Genomic DNA, 16,875 nt, shown 5'->3' with positions numbered 1-16,875 from the left:
GTGCTGCCGTTCGACTTGCATGTGTAAGGCATGCCGCCAGCGTTCAATCTGAGCCAGGATCAAACTCTTCAGTTCAATGCCTGTTATCTGCCATCACTGACAGAACTGCCGTCTCCGGCAGCGTCGCTCACTCAAAATACTGACTCGATCCATCCTCCCATAGCGGGCAGATGAACCGGTATTTCCATATGAGCACTTGCTATTTCGTTTTGCAGCATCAGCAGCACAGGCATCGCTGCCCTACCGCTGACACCGCCGCACGCTACCAAGCGCCCACACTTATCGGCTGTTAGTTGTTAAAGATCCGTCTGCTTCAGCTCGCCATTTCAGTCCCCTGAGCGGCTTGCCGGCGCTGCGAAGCGTTGTGTTCGTCAGCAGCAGAGAAGCGAGATTATGCGGGGTTTGCTCCTCCCTGTCAACACCTTCGCTGCTTGATTATTCGTGCCACTCTTTAAACTTCACTTTTCAACGAGTGAGAAGAAGCACATCGCGCCTCTTATGACTGGCGTTAGGCGGGACTTTGCCCTTCGTTCCGGTTGGCAACTGATCAACTGCTTTTCAAGACTTTGAGCAACTCACGCGCGGCTGCTTCCGAAGAAGCCGGATTCTGACCTGTGATGAGATTGCCGTCGGTGACGACATACACTCCCCAGTCTGGTCCTTTCTCATACAAGGCACCATTGTTTCGCAATTCGTCTTCGAGCAAATAAGGCACCACTTTTGTAAGTTGCACGGCTTCTTCCTCCGTATTCGAAAACGCAGTTAGCCGCTTTCCTTCCACCAACGGATGGCCGTCGTGCCGCTTTGCCTGACGAAATACGGCCGGACCATGGCAGACAGCAGCGATGGGTTTACCCGCCGCATGCATGCTTTGCACTAACGTAAGGGAATCGGCGTCTGCGGACAGGTCCCACAGCGGGCCGTGCCCTCCTGGATAGAACACGGCATCGAACTCTTCGTGCGAGACGCTGGTTAACAGTACGGTGTTGGCCAGCGCCTGTTGCGCCTCCCGGTCCTGCTTGAATCGCTTGGTCGCCTCGGTCTGCGAGGTTGGATCATCGCTCTTGGGGTCGAGCGGAGGCTGTCCGCCCTTCGGCGATGCCAGCGTCATCCTGGCACCGGCATCCTTGAATACATAGTACGGTGCAGCAAATTCTTCCAGCCAGAAGCCGGTTTTCTTGCCGGTATCGCCGAGCTGATCATGCGAGGTCAGCACCATCAAGATATTCACGTTCTTCTCCTTCAATGCCTTGCTAATCGATCAACGTAGAGTTTGGCAGGTAGGCAAAAGTTCGTGATGCACGAGCGCGGAAGTACCGCAAAGTGCATGGTTTCCCTTACAATCGCCGCTCGGAGGCATCACGCGATGCAATCCGCACAATAACGGTGGAGACAATGAAGAGACGATTCATCAAGCTGTCGATGGCGACCCTTGCCGTCGCGACCCTGTCCAGCATCACCAGCCTCGCTGTTGCAGACGATGTCTGGCCGAGCAAACCCATCACCATGATCGTTCCCTTCCCTCCGGGCGGCGTCGCCGATACGGTGGCGCGTCCGGTCGCGGCCGCGCTGGGACGAGAGCTGAAACAGAGCATCATCGTAGAGAACAAGGGTGGCGCCGGCGGCGCCATTGGCATGGCTCAGGTCGCCAAGTCCGCCCCCAATGGCTACACCTTGTTGATGGCGTTGTCGTCCATCGCGATCATTCCCGAAGCAGATCGGGTCATCGGCAAGGAACCGTTGTTTCAGCTGCCTCAACTCAAGCCGATCGCCCGCTTCACTGCCGACCCCACGGTACTCGTGGTACGAGCCGACAGCCCCTGGAACAGCGTGAATGACTTTGTCGCGGCCATGCGCAGCAAACCTGGCCGCTATTCATACAGCTCGTCGGGCAATTACGGCACCATGCATGTGCCGATGGAGATGTTGAAGGCTAACGCCAAGTTCTCGATGCTGCATGTGCCCTACACCGGCGCGGCACCTGCCGTGCTCGCGCTGCTCAGCGGCCAGGTGGACGCGGTATCGACAGGACCGGCGAGCGTGCTACAGCACATCAAGTCCGGCAAACTGAAGGCACTCGCACATTGGGGCAACGGCCCGCTGGCGGCGCTGCCGGACGTACCCAGCCTGAAGGAAGCAGGTTATCCGGTCGAATTTGCGCAGTGGTCAGGACTGTTCGTCCCGGCTGCGACGCCGGAACCCATCGTTGCCAAGCTACGGGAAGCGGCACGGATAGCAGCCAATGATCCGACGGTGAAGCAAACCATCGCGAATGCCGGCAGTCCGGTGCTGTATATGGACAGCCAAGAATTTCAAAGCTACATAAATGTAGATGCGCAGCGAATGAAAGAAGCGGTGCAGCGCATCGGCAAGCTCAATTGACTTTCTGACCAAAGCAGGCATGCGAAGCGGGCGGACGGGTCCGCCTTGCATTGACAGCACAATCAGTACGCTGATAAATTCCGCGCAAAAGTAACAACAACCCTCTCAACCATCCATCCGGAGACAACTAACATGCGATTTGCAACGCTGGATATCGGCGGACGCGCGACCGTTGCAGCTATCAACAACGACGGAACCGAGTACTGCCCATTGAGCGATCTGGTGCCCGGGTTTGCAGGCGACATGGCGCAATTCATCGCCGCTACGCCTTCGGTCAAGGATCTGTCCGCAAAGAATCCCGCTTGGAAAAAACTTGCTGGAGAACGATTGCTGGCGCCCATTCCAGTCCCCCGCAGGAACATCTTCTGCGTGGGCAAGAATTATCACGAGCACGCCAGGGAATTCAGCCAGTCCGGCTTCGATACCTCGGCCGCCAAGGGAGAAATTGCGCCAGAAGCGCCCGTGGTCTTCACCAAGGCACCCTCCACCGTCATCGGTCCGAATGAGACTGTACTGGCTTTCTCCGAAATGACTCAGCAGCTCGATTATGAAGCCGAACTTGCCGTAATCATCGGCAAGGGCGGTCGTGGCATCAGCAAGGCCGACGCGATGAGCCATATCTGGGGCTACACCATCGTTAACGATGTCACGGCGCGCGACCTGCAGCAGAAGCATCGCCAATGGTTCCTCGGGAAGTCGATGGATACCTTCTGCCCCATGGGTCCGTGGATCGTCACCGCCGACGAGGTGGACGCTGCCAATCTCGACGTGCGCTGCTGGATCAATGACGAATTGCGTCAAGACGCCAATACCAGCGACCTGATCTTCGATATTCCGACGATCATTTCGACCATCTCGGCCGGCATGACGCTGCAGCCCGGCGATGTCATCGCCACGGGCACGCCGGCAGGGGTGGGCATCGGTTTCAAGCCGCCCAAATTCCTGAAGTCGGGCGACGTGATGAAGATCGAGATCGGCAATCTCGGCACGCTGGTGAATCGGGTCGCCTGACACGAAAGCAACTTTCGGCGCCCCAGTGCCGTCCGTCATCACCATTCTCCGGTCCAGGTCCCAACCTATCAACCCAACCCGGCGCCATGGCGAAAACCATGATGGGCGGCATCCTGCAAAGTCACGAAAAGGAACTCCATGGATCTCCATGTATTAAGCGGAGGCGCCGCACAGGGCGTCGTCAAGGCGCTGGCAGCTGATTTTGCCAACGCCAACGGGGCCGAAATAAAAGGCACGTTCGGAGCAGTCGGCTTGATGAAGGAAAAGCTGATTTTGGGCGAGCCTTGTGATGTAGCGATCCTGACCGCCGCGTTGATTAATGAACTGGCTCAAGGCGATTATGTTCAGCCGGGCACGATCACCAACCTGGGCAAGGTCAAGACCGGCATCGCGGTACGCGATGGCGACGCACAACATGATGTTTCCAACCCTGAGCAACTGAAGCAGGTGCTGTTGTCAGCGAGCGAAATCTATTTCCCCGATCCGGAAAAGGCGACGGCTGGCATCCATTTCGCCAACGTTCTGCGCCGGCTGGGCATCTACGATCAGGTGGCGCCGCGCTTGCGGCCGCATCCCAATGGCGCCACGGCCATGCGGCATCTGGCGCAAGACGGTCAGCCCAACGCTATCGGCTGCACGCAGGTGACGGAGATTCTTTACACCGACGGCGTACGGCTGGTTGATTCATTGCCGCCGGAGTTCGAGTTGGCGACAACTTATACCGCCGCGGTCTGCACCAAGTCGACGCATCCGGAACTTTCGGCCCGGCTTGTCCAACTGCTGGGATCGAAAGGCACAGAAAATCTTCGCCGCGATGGCGGATTTGAACTTTAAAGCGGCCGAATGCGCTACTATGTCGCACCATTTAAAAATGGTGTTCGTACGCATGCGAACACCGCAGGCAATGGGCTTTTCAAATTAAGTTTCACAAGATTCGGAGGGAGAAACTCAGCATGCGAATAAAAAATCAGAAAGACTTCTGGGCGGGAATCATGTTCCTTGCCTTTGGCGCGTTCTTTTCAGGCTTCGGCGTGACCTACAACATCGGCACGGCGGCGCGCATGGGACCGGGATACTTCCCCACCATGCTCGGCGTGCTGCTGATGATCCTCGGCATCGTCGTCAGCATCGGCGGCACCTCGAAGAACGCCCCCGAAGAGAAGGTCGCCAAGTTCGACTGGCCCATTCTGTTCCTGATCCTGGGCGCCGTGGTGCTGTTCGGCATCCTGCTGCCCATCCTCGGCCTGGTCGTGTCGCTGGTGCTGCTGGTCATCATCAGCAGCTACGCCAGCCATGAGTTCAAGTGGGTCGCGGCCATCCTCAACGCCGTCGTGCTGACGATCATGTCGTACGTCGTCTTCGCCTGGGCGCTGAAGCTGCAGTTCCCGCTCTGGCCCTCGTTCATCGCCGGCTAAAAGGATCACGGAATTATCATGGAAACCCTATTCACCAATCTCGGTATCGGCTTCGGCGCCGTCCTGGCGTTCCAGCCGTTCGAAATCTTCGGCATGACGCTGTCGCTGCCGCTGAACCTGTTCTACGCCTTCATCGGCTGCGTCATCGGCACCCTGATCGGCGTGCTGCCCGGCCTCGGCCCGGTGGCCACCATCGCCATGCTGCTGCCGGCCACCTATGCCCTGCCGCCGCTGGGCGGGCTCATCATGCTGGCCGGCATCTACTACGGCGCCCAGTATGGCGGCTCCACCACCGCCATTCTGGTCAACCTGCCGGGCGAAACCTCGTCGGTGGTGACCTGTATCGACGGCTACCAGATGGCTCGCCGCGGCCGCGCCGGCGTGGCGCTGTCCACTGCCGCGCTCGGTTCGTTCTTCGCCGGCTGCGTCGGTACGCTGCTGCTGGCGGCGTTCGCGGCGCCGCTGGCCGAAGTGGCGTTCAAGTTCGGCCCGGCCGAGTACTTCTCGCTGATGGTGCTGGGCCTGATCGGCGCGGTGGTGCTGGCCTCCGGCTCGCTGATCAAGGCCATTGCCATGATCTGCCTGGGCCTGCTGGGCGGCCTGGTCGGCACCGACGTCAACACCGGCGCCACCCGCTACAGCTTCGGCGTGCCGGAACTGTCGGACGGCATCGGCTTCGTCGCCGTGGCCATGGGCGTGTTCGGCTTTGCGGAAGTCATCGCCAACCTGGAGCAGAAGGAAGCGCGCGAAGTGTTCACCAACAAGGTGACCAGCCTGTTCCCGACCAAGGAAGACTTCAAGCGCATGGTGGCGCCGCTGATCCGCGGCACGCTGCTCGGATCGGCCCTGGGTATCCTGCCGGGCGGCGGCGCGGCGCTGGCCTCGTTCGGCGCCTACTCGCTGGAGAAGAAGGTCAGCAAGAACAGCGCCGAGTTCGGCAAGGGCGCCATCGAAGGCGTGGCGGCTCCCGAGTCGGCCAACAACTCCGCTGCGCAGACCTCCTTCATCCCGCTGCTGACGCTGGGCATTCCGCCCAACGCGGTGATGGCGCTGATGGTGGGCGCGATGACGATCCACAACATCCAGCCGGGTCCGCAGGTCATGACCAGCAACCCGACGCTGTTCTGGGGCCTGATCGCCTCGATGTGGGTGGGCAACCTGATGCTGGTGATCCTGAACCTGCCGCTGATCGGCATGTGGGTCAAGCTGCTGACGGTGCCGTATCGCTTCCTGTACCCGGCAATTCTGGTGTTCTGCTGCATCGGCGTGTATACGGTGAACAACTCGACCTTCGACGTGTTCATGACGGCCGGCTTCGGCGTGATGGGCTACATCTTCATGAAGCTGGGCTGCGAAGGCGCGCCGCTGCTGCTGGGCTTCGTGCTGGGACCGATGATGGAAGAGAACTTCCGCCGCTCGCTGCTGCTGTCGCGCGGCGACTTCACGGTGTTCTTCACCCGTCCGCTGTCGCTCGGCCTGCTCATCGCCGCTGCCTTGCTGGTGGTCATCGTGACCCTGCCGGCGATCAAGTCCAAGCGCGAGGAAGCGTTCCAGGAAGAGTAAGCGATACCGCTGCGGTTCTGCCGCGGCAGATTGCAAAAACAAAAGGCACATGCTCCGGCATGTGCCTTTTTCTTTGGACGTCGATTTCAACTTCCCAAGTTCATCGACACCCGCTGCTGTCAATGACCGCCCGGATGAGGCAACGGGAGGGCTGGCGTCGCGGTGATGCCCACCGGGGCCGGCGCACCCATCCCGGCCAGCGCCTGTTGCAGGTCCGTCTCGGCCAGCCAAAATTCGGCCTGTCGCGAAATGCAGGACAACACCGCGTCGGTCTGCAGCCGCGATTCGGCAAGCAGGTCCGATGCGCCCATCTGCATGCCGTTGTAGCGCTTGACCTGTTCCTCGAGAATCGCGCGGGCGAGTGCCAGACCGGGCCCGCAGGCATGGCGCGCCCGATCCCAATTTGCGCGGTAGGCCAGCCAAGCCGTGCGAACCTGGTGCCGGGCGGAAATGGCGACATCCTCCAATTCGGCGTGACGGCCCTCCGCATCATTGGCGTCATGCCGCAGAATTGCCGCACGCGCCATTTGCATGTCCAGCCGCTCCGAGACGGCCAGCGCTTCAAGTCCCTCGGCACCAGCCGGCGCGGGTGGAAGTTCAGGCAGGCGCGGCGGCAACTGCATCCGCTCCGCATCAACTCCCCATAAGCCGATCTGGTGCTGCAGTCGCTCCCGCTGCAACAAGGCCTGCAGCCGCCCGTGGGCAAGGTTAGCCTTGGCCTGCTCCAGCAAGCGATGCGCGCTCAGATTCTCCAGGCGTGCGGCGTTGCCGACCTGCTGGCGCCGTTGGGAAAGCAACTGGGCCGCCTCGGCCGCCTCCACCACATCCGCCTGATAGGTGACATGCTGGCGAGCAGCGACGGCGTGTATCCAGGTCCGGCGGACCGAAAACACCCTGTCGCCGACCGCAAGCGCCGCCGCCTTCGCCGCATCGTTAGCCGAGGCTTGCAGCCGGTCGGCCAGCCACGATGAAAGATTGACTGTCAGAGTGCGGCCGATCCGGGGGTCGCTGTTGACCGGCGCAGCGCCATTCTTGCGGGATGAAGGTCCGGTGTGCGCGACCAGCAGGCGCTGCGCCGGGTCGATGCCGATGATCGACAGATTGCTCGCAAGGGCGGGGCTGCGCAGCAAGGCCAGTTCAGCGGCCTCGTCCGGGCCGAGAGGCTTTGACAGCAATTCGGCGATGCGCGCGTCGATCCGCGCCGGATCGACAGGTATGCGTGCAGGCGCCTCTATCCGGCTAACCGTCAGCGAAGTGCAAGAGCAGCAGAGCGCCATGCAGGCTAGGGAGATTGCCGGCAGAAGCCGCCGGTAGCCGCTGCCGGTCAATGAAACGGCGTTCATGGCTTATCGCGCCTTGTTCGCTCAGCAGGGTGCGACGGTGACGCCGCGGGTTGATCCGGGATGGGTGAAGAATCCGCCGGCCGGGATTGCTGCAGCCATGGAACCGGTTGAGGTTCGGCCGGCGGCGTGAAGCTCAGACCGGACTCGAATGCCAGCGGTGCGGTCGCGGCCCCGGGCGAGTCCGCCTGCTGTCCAGCGCCATCGTCGGCGCATGCGCTTGCAACGGCAAGGAACAGCAGGCAGGGAAGGACAGGAAATGGCCGGCAGCGGTCGAGCATGTGTCAGGGTTGGGCGATGCTGCGTGCCGCTCCGGTCAGCTCGACGATATGCAGGCCGGTATTGGCGCGGTCCACGCCATAGATGTAGCCGCGATCGTCAACCTCGACATTGTTGGTCTGGACCGCCACCTTGCATCGCTCTGCGCCATCGACACGGATGCAGCGCTTGTCGGTCTTGTCGGTCACCGCTGGAATGAAGTACCCGACCTCCTTCGGCGACCAGGGATCGCGGATGTCCACGGCGCGGATGCCGGCATTGAAATAGGCGAGAAACACCAGCTTCTTGTGATAGGGCGACGTCATGCTCTCGTTCGAGGAATGGGTGCCGAAGCGCCCGCCGCGGGCACAGAAGTCGCCGCTCTTCTCCGGCACCTGGAAATTCGCCATGCCCCAGGGCTTGGTTTCGCTGGTGATGTCGACCACGTACATCATCTGGCGGTTCTCCTGGCATTCGTTGCGCAGGGATTCGTTCACCACCACCAGAATGTCGCGCGTGCGTCCCTCCGTGTTCTTCGCGAATTCCGGCACTTCCATGCCGAGCAGCGGCAGGGTGGTATGGGCGCCCAGCCGCGGCGAGGTATAGAGCGTGGTCACCACCGGATAGGTGAGGTTGTCATCGGTCGGCTCGTACGGATCCTTTGCCGCCGGGTTGCCGCGCAGGAGCTTCTCGCGGTCGATGATCTGGATCACGCCGTTGAGGAAGGTGTTGTAGCCGAAATAGATGCGGTTGCCGACGCGGATCGGTCCGTGCATCTCGTAATCGGTGCCACGCAGCGAGTCAGGCGCGCCGGGCTGCTGGCCGACGAGGCCGAAATTGCGGATGAAGCGCGGCTTGGCAGGATCGCTCAAATCATAGACCTGGGTCATGCGGCGGGTTTTCCAGCCGGGTGCGCCGGAAACGAGATAGGCGATGCCGGTGTCGCACTCCCAGAAGTTCTTGTGGGTGTCGCGCACGCCGGTGATGCGCGACACCAGCGCCGGCTTCTCCGGCGCGCTTACATCCCAGATTTCGTGCGCGCTGTTGCCGAACGTACGCAGCAGGTAGAACTTGTCCGGTTGACCCTGCGGCAGCGTCTTCCCGCTGCACAGCCGCACCATCTGCGCCCCGCCGGATTCGCCTTCCCCCGGCTCACCGGGCATGTGCGCCAGATAGCGAGGCTTGGCCGGATCGCTGACATCGACGATGGAAGTGCCGTTGTCTTCCACCTTGCCGGTGAGCGGATTGGGCGCCTTGCCGCCATGGTGGCCGACATACGCGATCCAGCGGTTGCCTTGAGCGTGGATGATGGGTTGATAAGCGCTTCGCCCCTGCAGATCATCATGGCCGACCAGGCGCATGTTGTTCGCCTCCGGCGCTGCGGGAGTGGATCGCGCAGATTGCGCAGCGACGCTGGAAAAAACGCCGACCGACAAGGCGGCGCTCAACACCAGTCTTCCGAATGACAGTCCGATATTGCCCGATGACGAATGAAATCCCACATGGCCTCCCTGGATCAAGATGGTTGAACGACGCAACGGATGCGGGAGAGAGGCCGGATACAGGCCATGCTGCCGGACGACGTCATGCAAGCTTGTGACGAGCAAGGACGAGCGACGGAAAGGAACGTCTCCCCGAATGAAGAACGCATGCCGGATATTGCGATGATGAGTCCACACGCACCGTGTGTTCGGGAGACGAATGAACCCAATGACGCCGTTCCTTCATGCAGAACTTCGTTTCTTTATTGTTGGGATCATTCTAGAGTCGCGCCGGGCAACGGTCAAATGAACAGGCGAGTCGCTTGATTCGAGCGCCGCCCGAATCGCCGCGCGCCATCTACGGCTCAGGTTGGAGGCGCAAGGGCATGCTTACCTTGGGTAAGTAATTGCAACAGGGTTTTCCATCAATACAAGGCTTGGCTATATTTTTGCCAAGCGGCAGCAAGGCCTCGACAGATGCCGGCGTCCTGCTGCTTCTCATCCTGCGCTTCGACCTATTACAAGCCGCCCTTGTCGCGGTCATTTTTGGAGAACCCCATGTCCCACCCTATTTTCAAACCGGTCGGCATCGCCAGTCTCGCCGCTGCGGGCCTGCTGTCCGCCTGCGGCGGCGGCAGTAACGATTCCGCGGCGGCAGGCACGGTGAAAGTGTCGCTGACCGACGCGCCGGCCTGCGGCTTCGATGCCGTCAACGTCACGGTGAAGAAGGTGCGCATTCACCAGAACAATGCGGCCAGCGAAAACGATAGCGGCTGGACCGACATCACGCTCAATCCGGCCCGCAAGATCGACCTGCTGAAGCTGACCAATGGCGTGCTCGACGAGCTCGGCCAAGCCACACTCCCGGCCGGCAAGTACACGCAGCTGCGCCTGGTGCTGGACGAGAACAGCGGCAACAGCCTTGCCAACAGCGTGGTGCCGACCGGCGGCAGCGAAGTCTCGCTCGACACGCCGAGCGCCATCCAGAGCGGCATCAAGCTGGTCAACGAATTCACCGTCGAGGCCGGCAGGCAGGCCGACCTGACGCTCGACTTCGACGCCTGCCAGTCGGTCGTCACCAAGGGCAATGGCCACTATGCGATGAAGCCGGTGGTGAAAGTGACGCCGACCTATGTCAGCGGCATCGAAGGTTATGTGAACAAGGCCCAGCTGGCCGATGGCGTGCTGGTGACCGCGCAGCAGAACGGCGCCATCGTCAGCACCACCGCGCCCGATGCCACGACCGGCCGCTTCTTCCTGTCGCGTCTGCCGGCTGGCAATTACGATGTGGTGCTGACGGCGAGCAACCGTGCCGCCAGCATCATCGGCAGCGTGCCGGTCGCCACCACGGGCACCATCGTCCCGGTGAGCACCGCCGCCGCGCCGATCGACCTGCAGACCGCCGCTGCCGGACGCTCCATTTCAGGCACGGTCACGCTGGCCTCGGCCAGCACCAGCGACGATCCCGCCTATGTGTATGCGCGCCAGACGATTGCCAACGGCCCGACGGTGACCATCAGGTATCGCGGCGTGGATGTTTCCACCGGCTCCGCATCCTATGTCCTGGAGAATCTGCCCACCGTGGCGCCGCAGTTCGGCCGATACAGCGCCACGCTGCCGATCACCTTCAGCGCCCAAGCCAATGCCACGCCGGGCGTCGGCAAATACACGGTACAGGCGGCGATCGGGTCTTCCCTGTCGACCACGAGCACCGTCGATGTTTCTTCTGCCAACGGCACACAGAACTTCACGCTGACCAAGTAAGTTTCCGCTGCCATGAAAAAGAGCGCCGCACAGCCGGCGCTCTTTTGCTTTCAGCAGCAGGAAAACGGACCGATCCAGGTCAGGCTTGCCGACCGAAGAAGGGATAGCTCGGATCGTTGTATCCCGGCGTTGAGGCGTGGCCCGGCGCCACCAAAGCATCGATCATCGCTTCTTCTTCCGGCGAGATGCCGAGCTCGACGGCGGGATAATAATCCTCCATCTGCGCCAGCGTGCGCGGTCCGGCGATCACCGAGCTGATATGGCGATTGGCCAGCACCCAGGCGGTGGCGAACTGGCCGAGGCGGACGCCGCGCTGCTCGCAATGCTGCTTCAACTGCTGCGCGATCTGCAGCGACTCGGCGCGGAACTCGGTCTGCATGATTCGGCGGTCGTTGCGGCCGGCGCGGGTGCCTTCCGGCGGCGGCTTGCCCGGCTCGTACTTGCCGGTCAACACGCCGCGCGCGATCGGGCTGTAAGGCACGACGCCCATGCCGTAATGGGCGCAAGCCGGGATGATCTCCACTTCCGGCATGCGGTTGAGCAGGTTGTAGTAGGGCTGGCAGACGACGGGCGGTGCGACGTTGGCCTGCTGGCACAGCCGTATCACTTCGGCGATGCGCCAGCCGCGGAAGTTGGAAAGGCCGAAGGCGCGGATCCTGCCGCTGCGGATCAGATCGTCCAGCGCCCGCACCATTTCCTCCAGATTCTCCTCATGGTAATCGCGGTGCAGATAGAGCACATCCAGGTAGTCGGTGCCGAGGCGCTGCAGGATGCTGTCGGTTTCACGCAGCATCCAGGTGCGGGAGTAATGCGAATGATTGGGGCTGTCGCTCATCGCGTTGCCCAGCTTGCTCGCCAGGATCCAGTCCGGCCGGCTGGCGCCGAGCAGGCGGCCGACGATCTCTTCCGACCGGCCCTTGGTATAGACGTCGGCGGTGTCGATGAAGTTGATGCCGTGGTCGCGGGCCGATGCGACGATGCGTCCGGCTTCCTGCTCGTCGGTCTGGTCGCCGAACATCATGGTGCCGAGGCACAGGGCGGATACCTGCAGATTGCTTTTTCCGAGGCGGCGGTATTGCATCATGTCTCCTGTCGGGATGGGAAGTCAGGCACGATAGCATGTGGCGAAATATTCATCATGGGGCTGCCGCCGCCAACAGTTCACGCATGCGCATCGCGTTCTCCGGCGCATAGCCGTGCACATCATTGTTGAACAGTACATAGGCCGCGCCGACCGGCTGCTGCAGGACGAGGTCGACGTCGGCGCGCAGCTGTTCTTCGTCGTAGCGGCTGCTGTAGAGGCTGCCCGGCCCATGGCGGCGCAGATAGATGAAGTCGGCGGTCACCACCAGCGGCGATCGAAAGCTGACCCAGTCTGAAGCCACCAGTGCCGAACCGTACTTCTCCAGAAGGTCGAGGGTGTCGGCCGCGAACCAGGAGGCATGCCGCACCTCGAGCGCCACGCGCAAGCCGCGATGCGAGAACAAGGCAAGCACCGGTTCCAGCCGCGTTAGATCGATTTCCAGCCGCTCGGGCAATTGCAGCAAGACCGGGCCGCGATGGCTTTCCGGTATCTGCAGGCAGCCCTCGATGAAATAGTTCAGCAGGTCCTCACCCTGGCGCACGCTGCCCTCGCTGTGCAGCTTCAGGCGGCGCCGGTGCGACACCGATTGCGGCGCCTTGAGGATCAGGCGGGAATCGGCCTGCAGGCGCGGCACCCAGCTGGCCACGGTTTCCGGTTTCGGGATGCTGTAGAAAGTGGCGTTGATCTCGATGGCGTTCATGCGCTCCAGCGCATACATCAGTCTATCCTTCACCCCGCGCGGGTAGAACACGCCATTGTTCCAATGCTTGTAGAGGAAGCCGCTGGTGCCGACGAAGACCTGCATCACATCAGCGTGTCGGCCCAGATGTTTCGCGCCCAGTTCGCCGCATACACGCCCTCCAGTTCGCTCGGCGCGGAGGACAGTCCGCCGGACCCTGGCACCACCAGCAGGGTCTTGCGTGCCGCATCGTAGGCATGCACCGATGCGACATGGATTACGTCGCGGTCGGAGACGAAGCTGTAGCAGGTGTTGGTCATCATCGGGCGCGCGTCAGGCGCGCGGCCGGACAGCAGATCGACCACCGCCGCCGCGCACACCTTCGCATGCTGGTTGGCCATGTGGGCCGACTTCGGCATCAGCGGCGCGACCTGGATGGCATCGCCGATAACATGGATGTTCTTCGCCTGCAGGGACTCCATGGTCATGAAGTCGACGTCGCACCAGCGCTTGTTGGCATTCGCCAGTCCCGCCTGCATCGCGATGGCGCCCGCGCGCTGCGGCGGGATGATGTTGAGCAGCGCGCCCTGCACTTTTTCGCCGAGGTCGGATATCACCATGCCGCTGGCGGCGTCGATGTCAGCGGTGGTGAATTTCGGACGGTATTCGATGAGGCCGGCATAGCGCTCCGCCCAAACGCGCTTGAACAGCGCTCCCTTGGAAGTGACGTCCTCGTTCGCATCGAGCAGCAGCAGCTTGGATTTCGGCTTGGCCTGCTTGAAGTAATGCGCGACCTGGCAAGCCCGCTCATAGGGCCCCGGGGGACAGCGGTAGGGCGCCGGCGGCACCGTCATCACCATCACCGCGCCATCCGGCAAGGCTTCCATGCGCCGACGCAGTTCGACGGTCTGCGCGCCGGCCTTCCACGCATGCAGCGCCTGCTCCTGGGCGCCGGGCTTTTGCAGGCCGGGAATCTGGTCGAACATGAAGTCGATGCCCGGCGAGACGATCAGACGGTCGTAAGACAGCGTCTGCCCGCCGGCCAGGCGCACCTCGCGCCGCTGCGCATCGATGGCTTCGGCCCGCTCGCGCACCAGCGTGACGCCATGGGTGCGCTGCAGCCCGTCGTACGACAGGCTGAGATCGGCGAGCTGGCGCGAGCCGCCGAGCACCAGGTTGGACAGGGGACAGGAGATGAAGCCGGGATTGGGCTCCACCAGGGTGACGTCGATGCCGTGGTCGCTCCACATCCGCACATGCTTGGCAGCGGTGGCGCCGCCGTAGCCGCCGCCGATCACCACCACTTTCGGCTTTGCAGCGCTGGACGGCAGCCCGGCGCAGCCCATGGTGGAAGCAAGCAGGGAGCCGGCGCCAAGCGTCCGGATGAAGTCACGTCGTTTCATGCGGTCTCCTTCGTCAGTTGGCGCGCCGATCCGAGGCCGCGCTCATTTCGCATTCGTCCGCTGCGACGCGAAATACCCTGCCATCGCCTCGATCTGCTCGTCACTGTAGCCCTTGGCAATCTGGTGCATGATGCTGGCCGGACGCTGGCCGCTCTGGAACGCTTTCATGCTGGCGATGAGCGCCGCCTTGGATTGCCCGGCCAGCGGCGGCAGCACATCGCCCCGGGTGATGCCGGCGGTACCGTGGCAACCGGCGCAGGTGGCGGCGAGGCGCTGGCCGTTGCCGGCGTTCTCGGCGGCTTGCAGCGGCGCCGTGGCGGCAAGGACAAAAAACGCAAATGCGGTGGGCAAGCGATTCAGGCGCATGCGGGCTCCCGTTGAATGAAGTTCCTTCGATGGCAAGGCAAGCCCGCCGACGCACCCCGCTTCATGGACGCACTCCCGGCGTCTCCAGCGGCATGCCCTGCGCACGCTTGTTCAAATACAGTTCCAGCTCCACCATTTCATGCTCGTCGTAAGCATAGGGCTGGGCGCGCACGCCCGTCATGCAATTGCGCAAGCGGCGCTGCAGCGAGCCCATGCCCTGCCACTCCAGGCGGTACACCGGATAGCCGGTGGGGTGCGCCTGGGGGATGACCGCGCTGCCCAGCTTGCGGCCCCAGTTGTCGTCATGGCACTGCGCGCAAGAGAGATTGAGCTGGCCGATGCGCTGCCGGTAACGCTGTTCGCCACGCTCGATGAAGGCCAGCAGGCGCGGATCCGAAACCTCGACCGGCACGCCGCGCGACTGCATGCCGACATAGCTCTCCATCGCCAGCAGCTCCTGGCTTTCGCGCTTCCAGGGTTCCGCCTGCTGGTGCTTCTGGCGACACTGGTTGATGCGCTGGCCGAGATTGAGCGGCTGGCCGAGTGCAGCATCAAAGGCCGGATAGCGCGCCGCCACGCCGCGCATCGACCTGGCGGCCTCGCCATGGCAGCCGGCGCAGGATTGTTCCGCCCTGCCCGCCTTGCGCTGCCAGAGCGCCTCGCCCTCCTTTATCCATAGCATGCCGGGGTTCTGCGTATCGTCGCGCTGCATCGCCTGGGTGGACGGGCTCATGAACTCGAAACCCGAACGGCGGTCTTGCGGATGCGCGCTGGCCGCGACACAGAAAAGCACTATCGGCAAAATGGAGGACAGGGCTGTTGTCATCGATCCGATCAGCCGCTGACGTTGATGTTGACCGTCTCGGTTTGCTGGAAGCCGTTGTCGCCTTCCCAGGTAAAGCTCAGGTTGCCGCTCTCGGTGGCGACCGTATGGAAGGCGATGTTCGGGTTGGCGGCGATGGCTGGAAAGAACTCGGCGGAAAACACGACCTCGCCGTTGTAGCGGCAGGTGAAGCGACGGATGATGTCGCGCGGGAGAGTCTTGCCATCGTTTCCCGGCCGGTATCCGGTCTCCATGGGATGGCCGATCAGGGTACGGATTTCGATCACCTCGCCGCGCCTGGCGGTCGGCGGAACATTGATGATGGCGCGCGCCATGTCAGGTCGTCTCCTCAATGCAGGCGGCGAGCGTGACGATCACGTCCACCGTGTCGGACCAGTAGCTGCCGTCACTCATCTTGGCCACGGCCACCAGTTTCTGGGTAGTCGCCAGGCGGATGCGTGTGGAGACCTGGGCCCGGCCGGCGCGCGGGCCGAGGATGAAACGTGCGACGTCGCGCTGCGGGTTCTTTTCATTGAAGATGGCGATGGCCGCCACATGGTCGGCTGCGCTCATCGGGCTGTCGATGCTGACCGCCAGCGGCACCGCGTTGCCATTGTCAACCAGTTCGGCCACTTCCAGCTTCACCCTGCCCTTCTTCACCTGCGCGCCATTGGTGTAGGCGGCGATCGCCCCGGCCAGGTCGTCCGGCGCTGCCGCTGCAGGCCGCACGACAATGCTCAGGACAAGTGCCGCGCCGCCGGCGAGCACCCGGCGCCGGGCGCAGTCGGCCGGATCATCGTCGTTGATTGTCGGTTCGATTGTCTTCATTCACTCTCGCAAGGTGCGCAGATACGCCACCACGTCTTCGATCTGCTGGGCATTCAATATCGGCTGGCCCTGCAAGCTCGGGTTGACGCGGGCAAGGCCATCGACCCGGTAGTAGGACGGCATGATGGTCGCCGGGTTCAACCGGCCCGCATCCACCAGGCGCAAACGCAGCTGCCCTTCGTCCCAGCGCGCGCCCGTGCCGGCCAAGTCCGGCGCAAGGTTGCCCTGAAAGCGCTCTTCCGGAATCGGTCCCGCATGACACAAAAGGCACAGCCCGACCTGCCGGTTGGCCACGATCGCCCTGCCCCGTGCGGCGTCGCCCGGTGTCGAGGTGAGCGGCCGGGGGACGGCATCGCCGACGACCTCATAAGCCACCAAAGGCGCCCGCTCGGCGGCCTGCGCCGCGCGAAGCGGCGTTGCCACCGCGATCAGGACGAGCAATACCAGCGCTTTCATCAGGCATCCCACCTCGCCGGCG

The 16,875-nt window shown here is 62.6% G+C and carries 18 protein-coding genes and 1 rRNA gene; 7 read left to right on the top strand and 12 right to left on the bottom strand.

Annotation, left to right across the window (positions count from 1 at the left end; genetic code table 11):
* Positions 1–75 (bottom strand): 16S ribosomal RNA (locus CHB88_RS08310); the annotation flags it as partial.
* Positions 76–547: 472 nt separating this feature from the next.
* Complete coding sequence (locus CHB88_RS08305) at positions 548–1,231, bottom strand: type 1 glutamine amidotransferase domain-containing protein (RefSeq protein ID WP_089398867.1); 684 nt, start codon at positions 1,229–1,231, stop codon at positions 548–550.
* Between the two features lie 164 nt (positions 1,232–1,395).
* Between CHB88_RS08305 and CHB88_RS08300 the strand changes: the two genes are divergently transcribed.
* From CHB88_RS08300 to CHB88_RS08280, 5 genes are all read left to right on the top strand, one after another.
* The gene (locus CHB88_RS08300) at positions 1,396–2,382 is read left to right on the top strand and encodes a tripartite tricarboxylate transporter substrate binding protein (RefSeq protein WP_089398830.1); all 987 of its coding nucleotides are present in this window, start codon (positions 1,396–1,398) and stop codon (positions 2,380–2,382) included.
* A 132-nt stretch (positions 2,383–2,514) separates the two neighbouring features.
* Positions 2,515–3,393, top strand: a complete 879-nt coding sequence (locus CHB88_RS08295; RefSeq protein ID WP_089398829.1) for a fumarylacetoacetate hydrolase family protein — start codon at positions 2,515–2,517, stop codon at positions 3,391–3,393.
* Positions 3,394–3,531: 138 nt separating this feature from the next.
* Positions 3,532–4,227, top strand: a complete 696-nt coding sequence (locus tag CHB88_RS08290; protein ID WP_089398828.1) for a molybdate ABC transporter substrate-binding protein — start codon at positions 3,532–3,534, stop codon at positions 4,225–4,227.
* A 119-nt stretch (positions 4,228–4,346) separates the two neighbouring features.
* The gene (locus CHB88_RS08285; protein WP_089398827.1) at positions 4,347–4,808 is read left to right on the top strand and encodes a tripartite tricarboxylate transporter TctB family protein; all 462 of its coding nucleotides are present in this window, start codon (positions 4,347–4,349) and stop codon (positions 4,806–4,808) included.
* A gap of 18 nt (positions 4,809–4,826) precedes the next feature.
* Complete coding sequence (locus CHB88_RS08280) at positions 4,827–6,371, top strand: tripartite tricarboxylate transporter permease (RefSeq protein ID WP_089398826.1); 1,545 nt, start codon at positions 4,827–4,829, stop codon at positions 6,369–6,371.
* A gap of 119 nt (positions 6,372–6,490) precedes the next feature.
* Here the strand turns inward: CHB88_RS08280 and CHB88_RS08275 are convergent, their stop codons facing one another.
* Both CHB88_RS08275 and CHB88_RS08270 read right to left on the bottom strand, forming a co-directional pair.
* A complete protein-coding gene (locus CHB88_RS08275; protein ID WP_089398825.1) occupies positions 6,491–7,714 on the bottom strand; it encodes a TolC family protein in 1,224 nt (407 codons plus the stop codon).
* A 281-nt stretch (positions 7,715–7,995) separates the two neighbouring features.
* Positions 7,996–9,330: an LVIVD repeat-containing protein gene (locus CHB88_RS08270; RefSeq protein ID WP_143131187.1), complete on the bottom strand. Its 1,335-nt coding sequence runs from the start codon at positions 9,328–9,330 to the stop codon at positions 7,996–7,998.
* Between CHB88_RS08270 and CHB88_RS25830 the strand changes: the two genes are divergently transcribed.
* On the top strand, positions 9,329–9,463 hold the full coding sequence (locus tag CHB88_RS25830; RefSeq protein ID WP_281255001.1) for a hypothetical protein: 135 nt from the start codon (positions 9,329–9,331) through the stop codon (positions 9,461–9,463). The genes CHB88_RS08270 and CHB88_RS25830 overlap by 2 nt on opposite strands.
* A gap of 545 nt (positions 9,464–10,008) precedes the next feature.
* Positions 10,009–11,214 carry a DUF4382 domain-containing protein gene (locus CHB88_RS08265; protein WP_089398824.1) on the top strand — a complete coding sequence of 402 codons (1,206 nt, stop codon included), beginning with the start codon at positions 10,009–10,011 and terminating at the stop codon, positions 11,212–11,214.
* A 79-nt stretch (positions 11,215–11,293) separates the two neighbouring features.
* On the opposite strand, the gene CHB88_RS08260 is transcribed toward CHB88_RS08265, so the two are convergent.
* The 8 genes from CHB88_RS08260 to soxX form a co-directional block, all read right to left on the bottom strand.
* Positions 11,294–12,295, bottom strand: coding sequence for an aldo/keto reductase (locus tag CHB88_RS08260; RefSeq protein WP_089398865.1), 1,002 nt, complete (start codon positions 12,293–12,295; stop codon positions 11,294–11,296).
* Between the two features lie 55 nt (positions 12,296–12,350).
* Positions 12,351–13,103, bottom strand: a complete 753-nt coding sequence (locus CHB88_RS08255) for a DUF72 domain-containing protein (protein WP_089398823.1) — start codon at positions 13,101–13,103, stop codon at positions 12,351–12,353.
* On the bottom strand, positions 13,103–14,380 hold the full coding sequence (locus CHB88_RS08250) for an NAD(P)/FAD-dependent oxidoreductase (protein WP_089398822.1): 1,278 nt from the start codon (positions 14,378–14,380) through the stop codon (positions 13,103–13,105). The genes CHB88_RS08255 and CHB88_RS08250 overlap by 1 nt, the downstream gene beginning before the upstream one ends.
* Before the next feature lie 42 nt (positions 14,381–14,422).
* On the bottom strand, positions 14,423–14,746 hold the full coding sequence (locus tag CHB88_RS08245) for a c-type cytochrome (RefSeq protein WP_089398821.1): 324 nt from the start codon (positions 14,744–14,746) through the stop codon (positions 14,423–14,425).
* Positions 14,747–14,807: 61 nt separating this feature from the next.
* Complete coding sequence (soxA, locus tag CHB88_RS08240) at positions 14,808–15,479, bottom strand: sulfur oxidation c-type cytochrome SoxA (protein WP_245844825.1); 672 nt, start codon at positions 15,477–15,479, stop codon at positions 14,808–14,810.
* A gap of 101 nt (positions 15,480–15,580) precedes the next feature.
* Complete coding sequence (soxZ, locus tag CHB88_RS08235) at positions 15,581–15,904, bottom strand: thiosulfate oxidation carrier complex protein SoxZ (protein ID WP_089398819.1); 324 nt, start codon at positions 15,902–15,904, stop codon at positions 15,581–15,583.
* Position 15,905: 1 nt separating this feature from the next.
* On the bottom strand, positions 15,906–16,397 hold the full coding sequence (locus tag CHB88_RS08230; RefSeq protein ID WP_089398818.1) for a SoxY-related AACIE arm protein: 492 nt from the start codon (positions 16,395–16,397) through the stop codon (positions 15,906–15,908).
* On the bottom strand, positions 16,398–16,853 hold the full coding sequence (gene soxX, locus CHB88_RS08225; RefSeq protein WP_089398817.1) for a sulfur oxidation c-type cytochrome SoxX: 456 nt from the start codon (positions 16,851–16,853) through the stop codon (positions 16,398–16,400). It lies immediately after the preceding gene.
* Between the last annotated feature and the right edge of the window lie 22 nt (positions 16,854–16,875).

Source organism: Noviherbaspirillum humi (assembly GCF_900188095.1).
Taxonomy (GTDB): domain Bacteria; phylum Pseudomonadota; class Gammaproteobacteria; order Burkholderiales; family Burkholderiaceae_D; genus Noviherbaspirillum; species Noviherbaspirillum humi.
The sequence above is the reverse complement of the archived record's forward strand: the minus strand, read 5'-3'. Positions and strand labels throughout refer to the sequence as shown.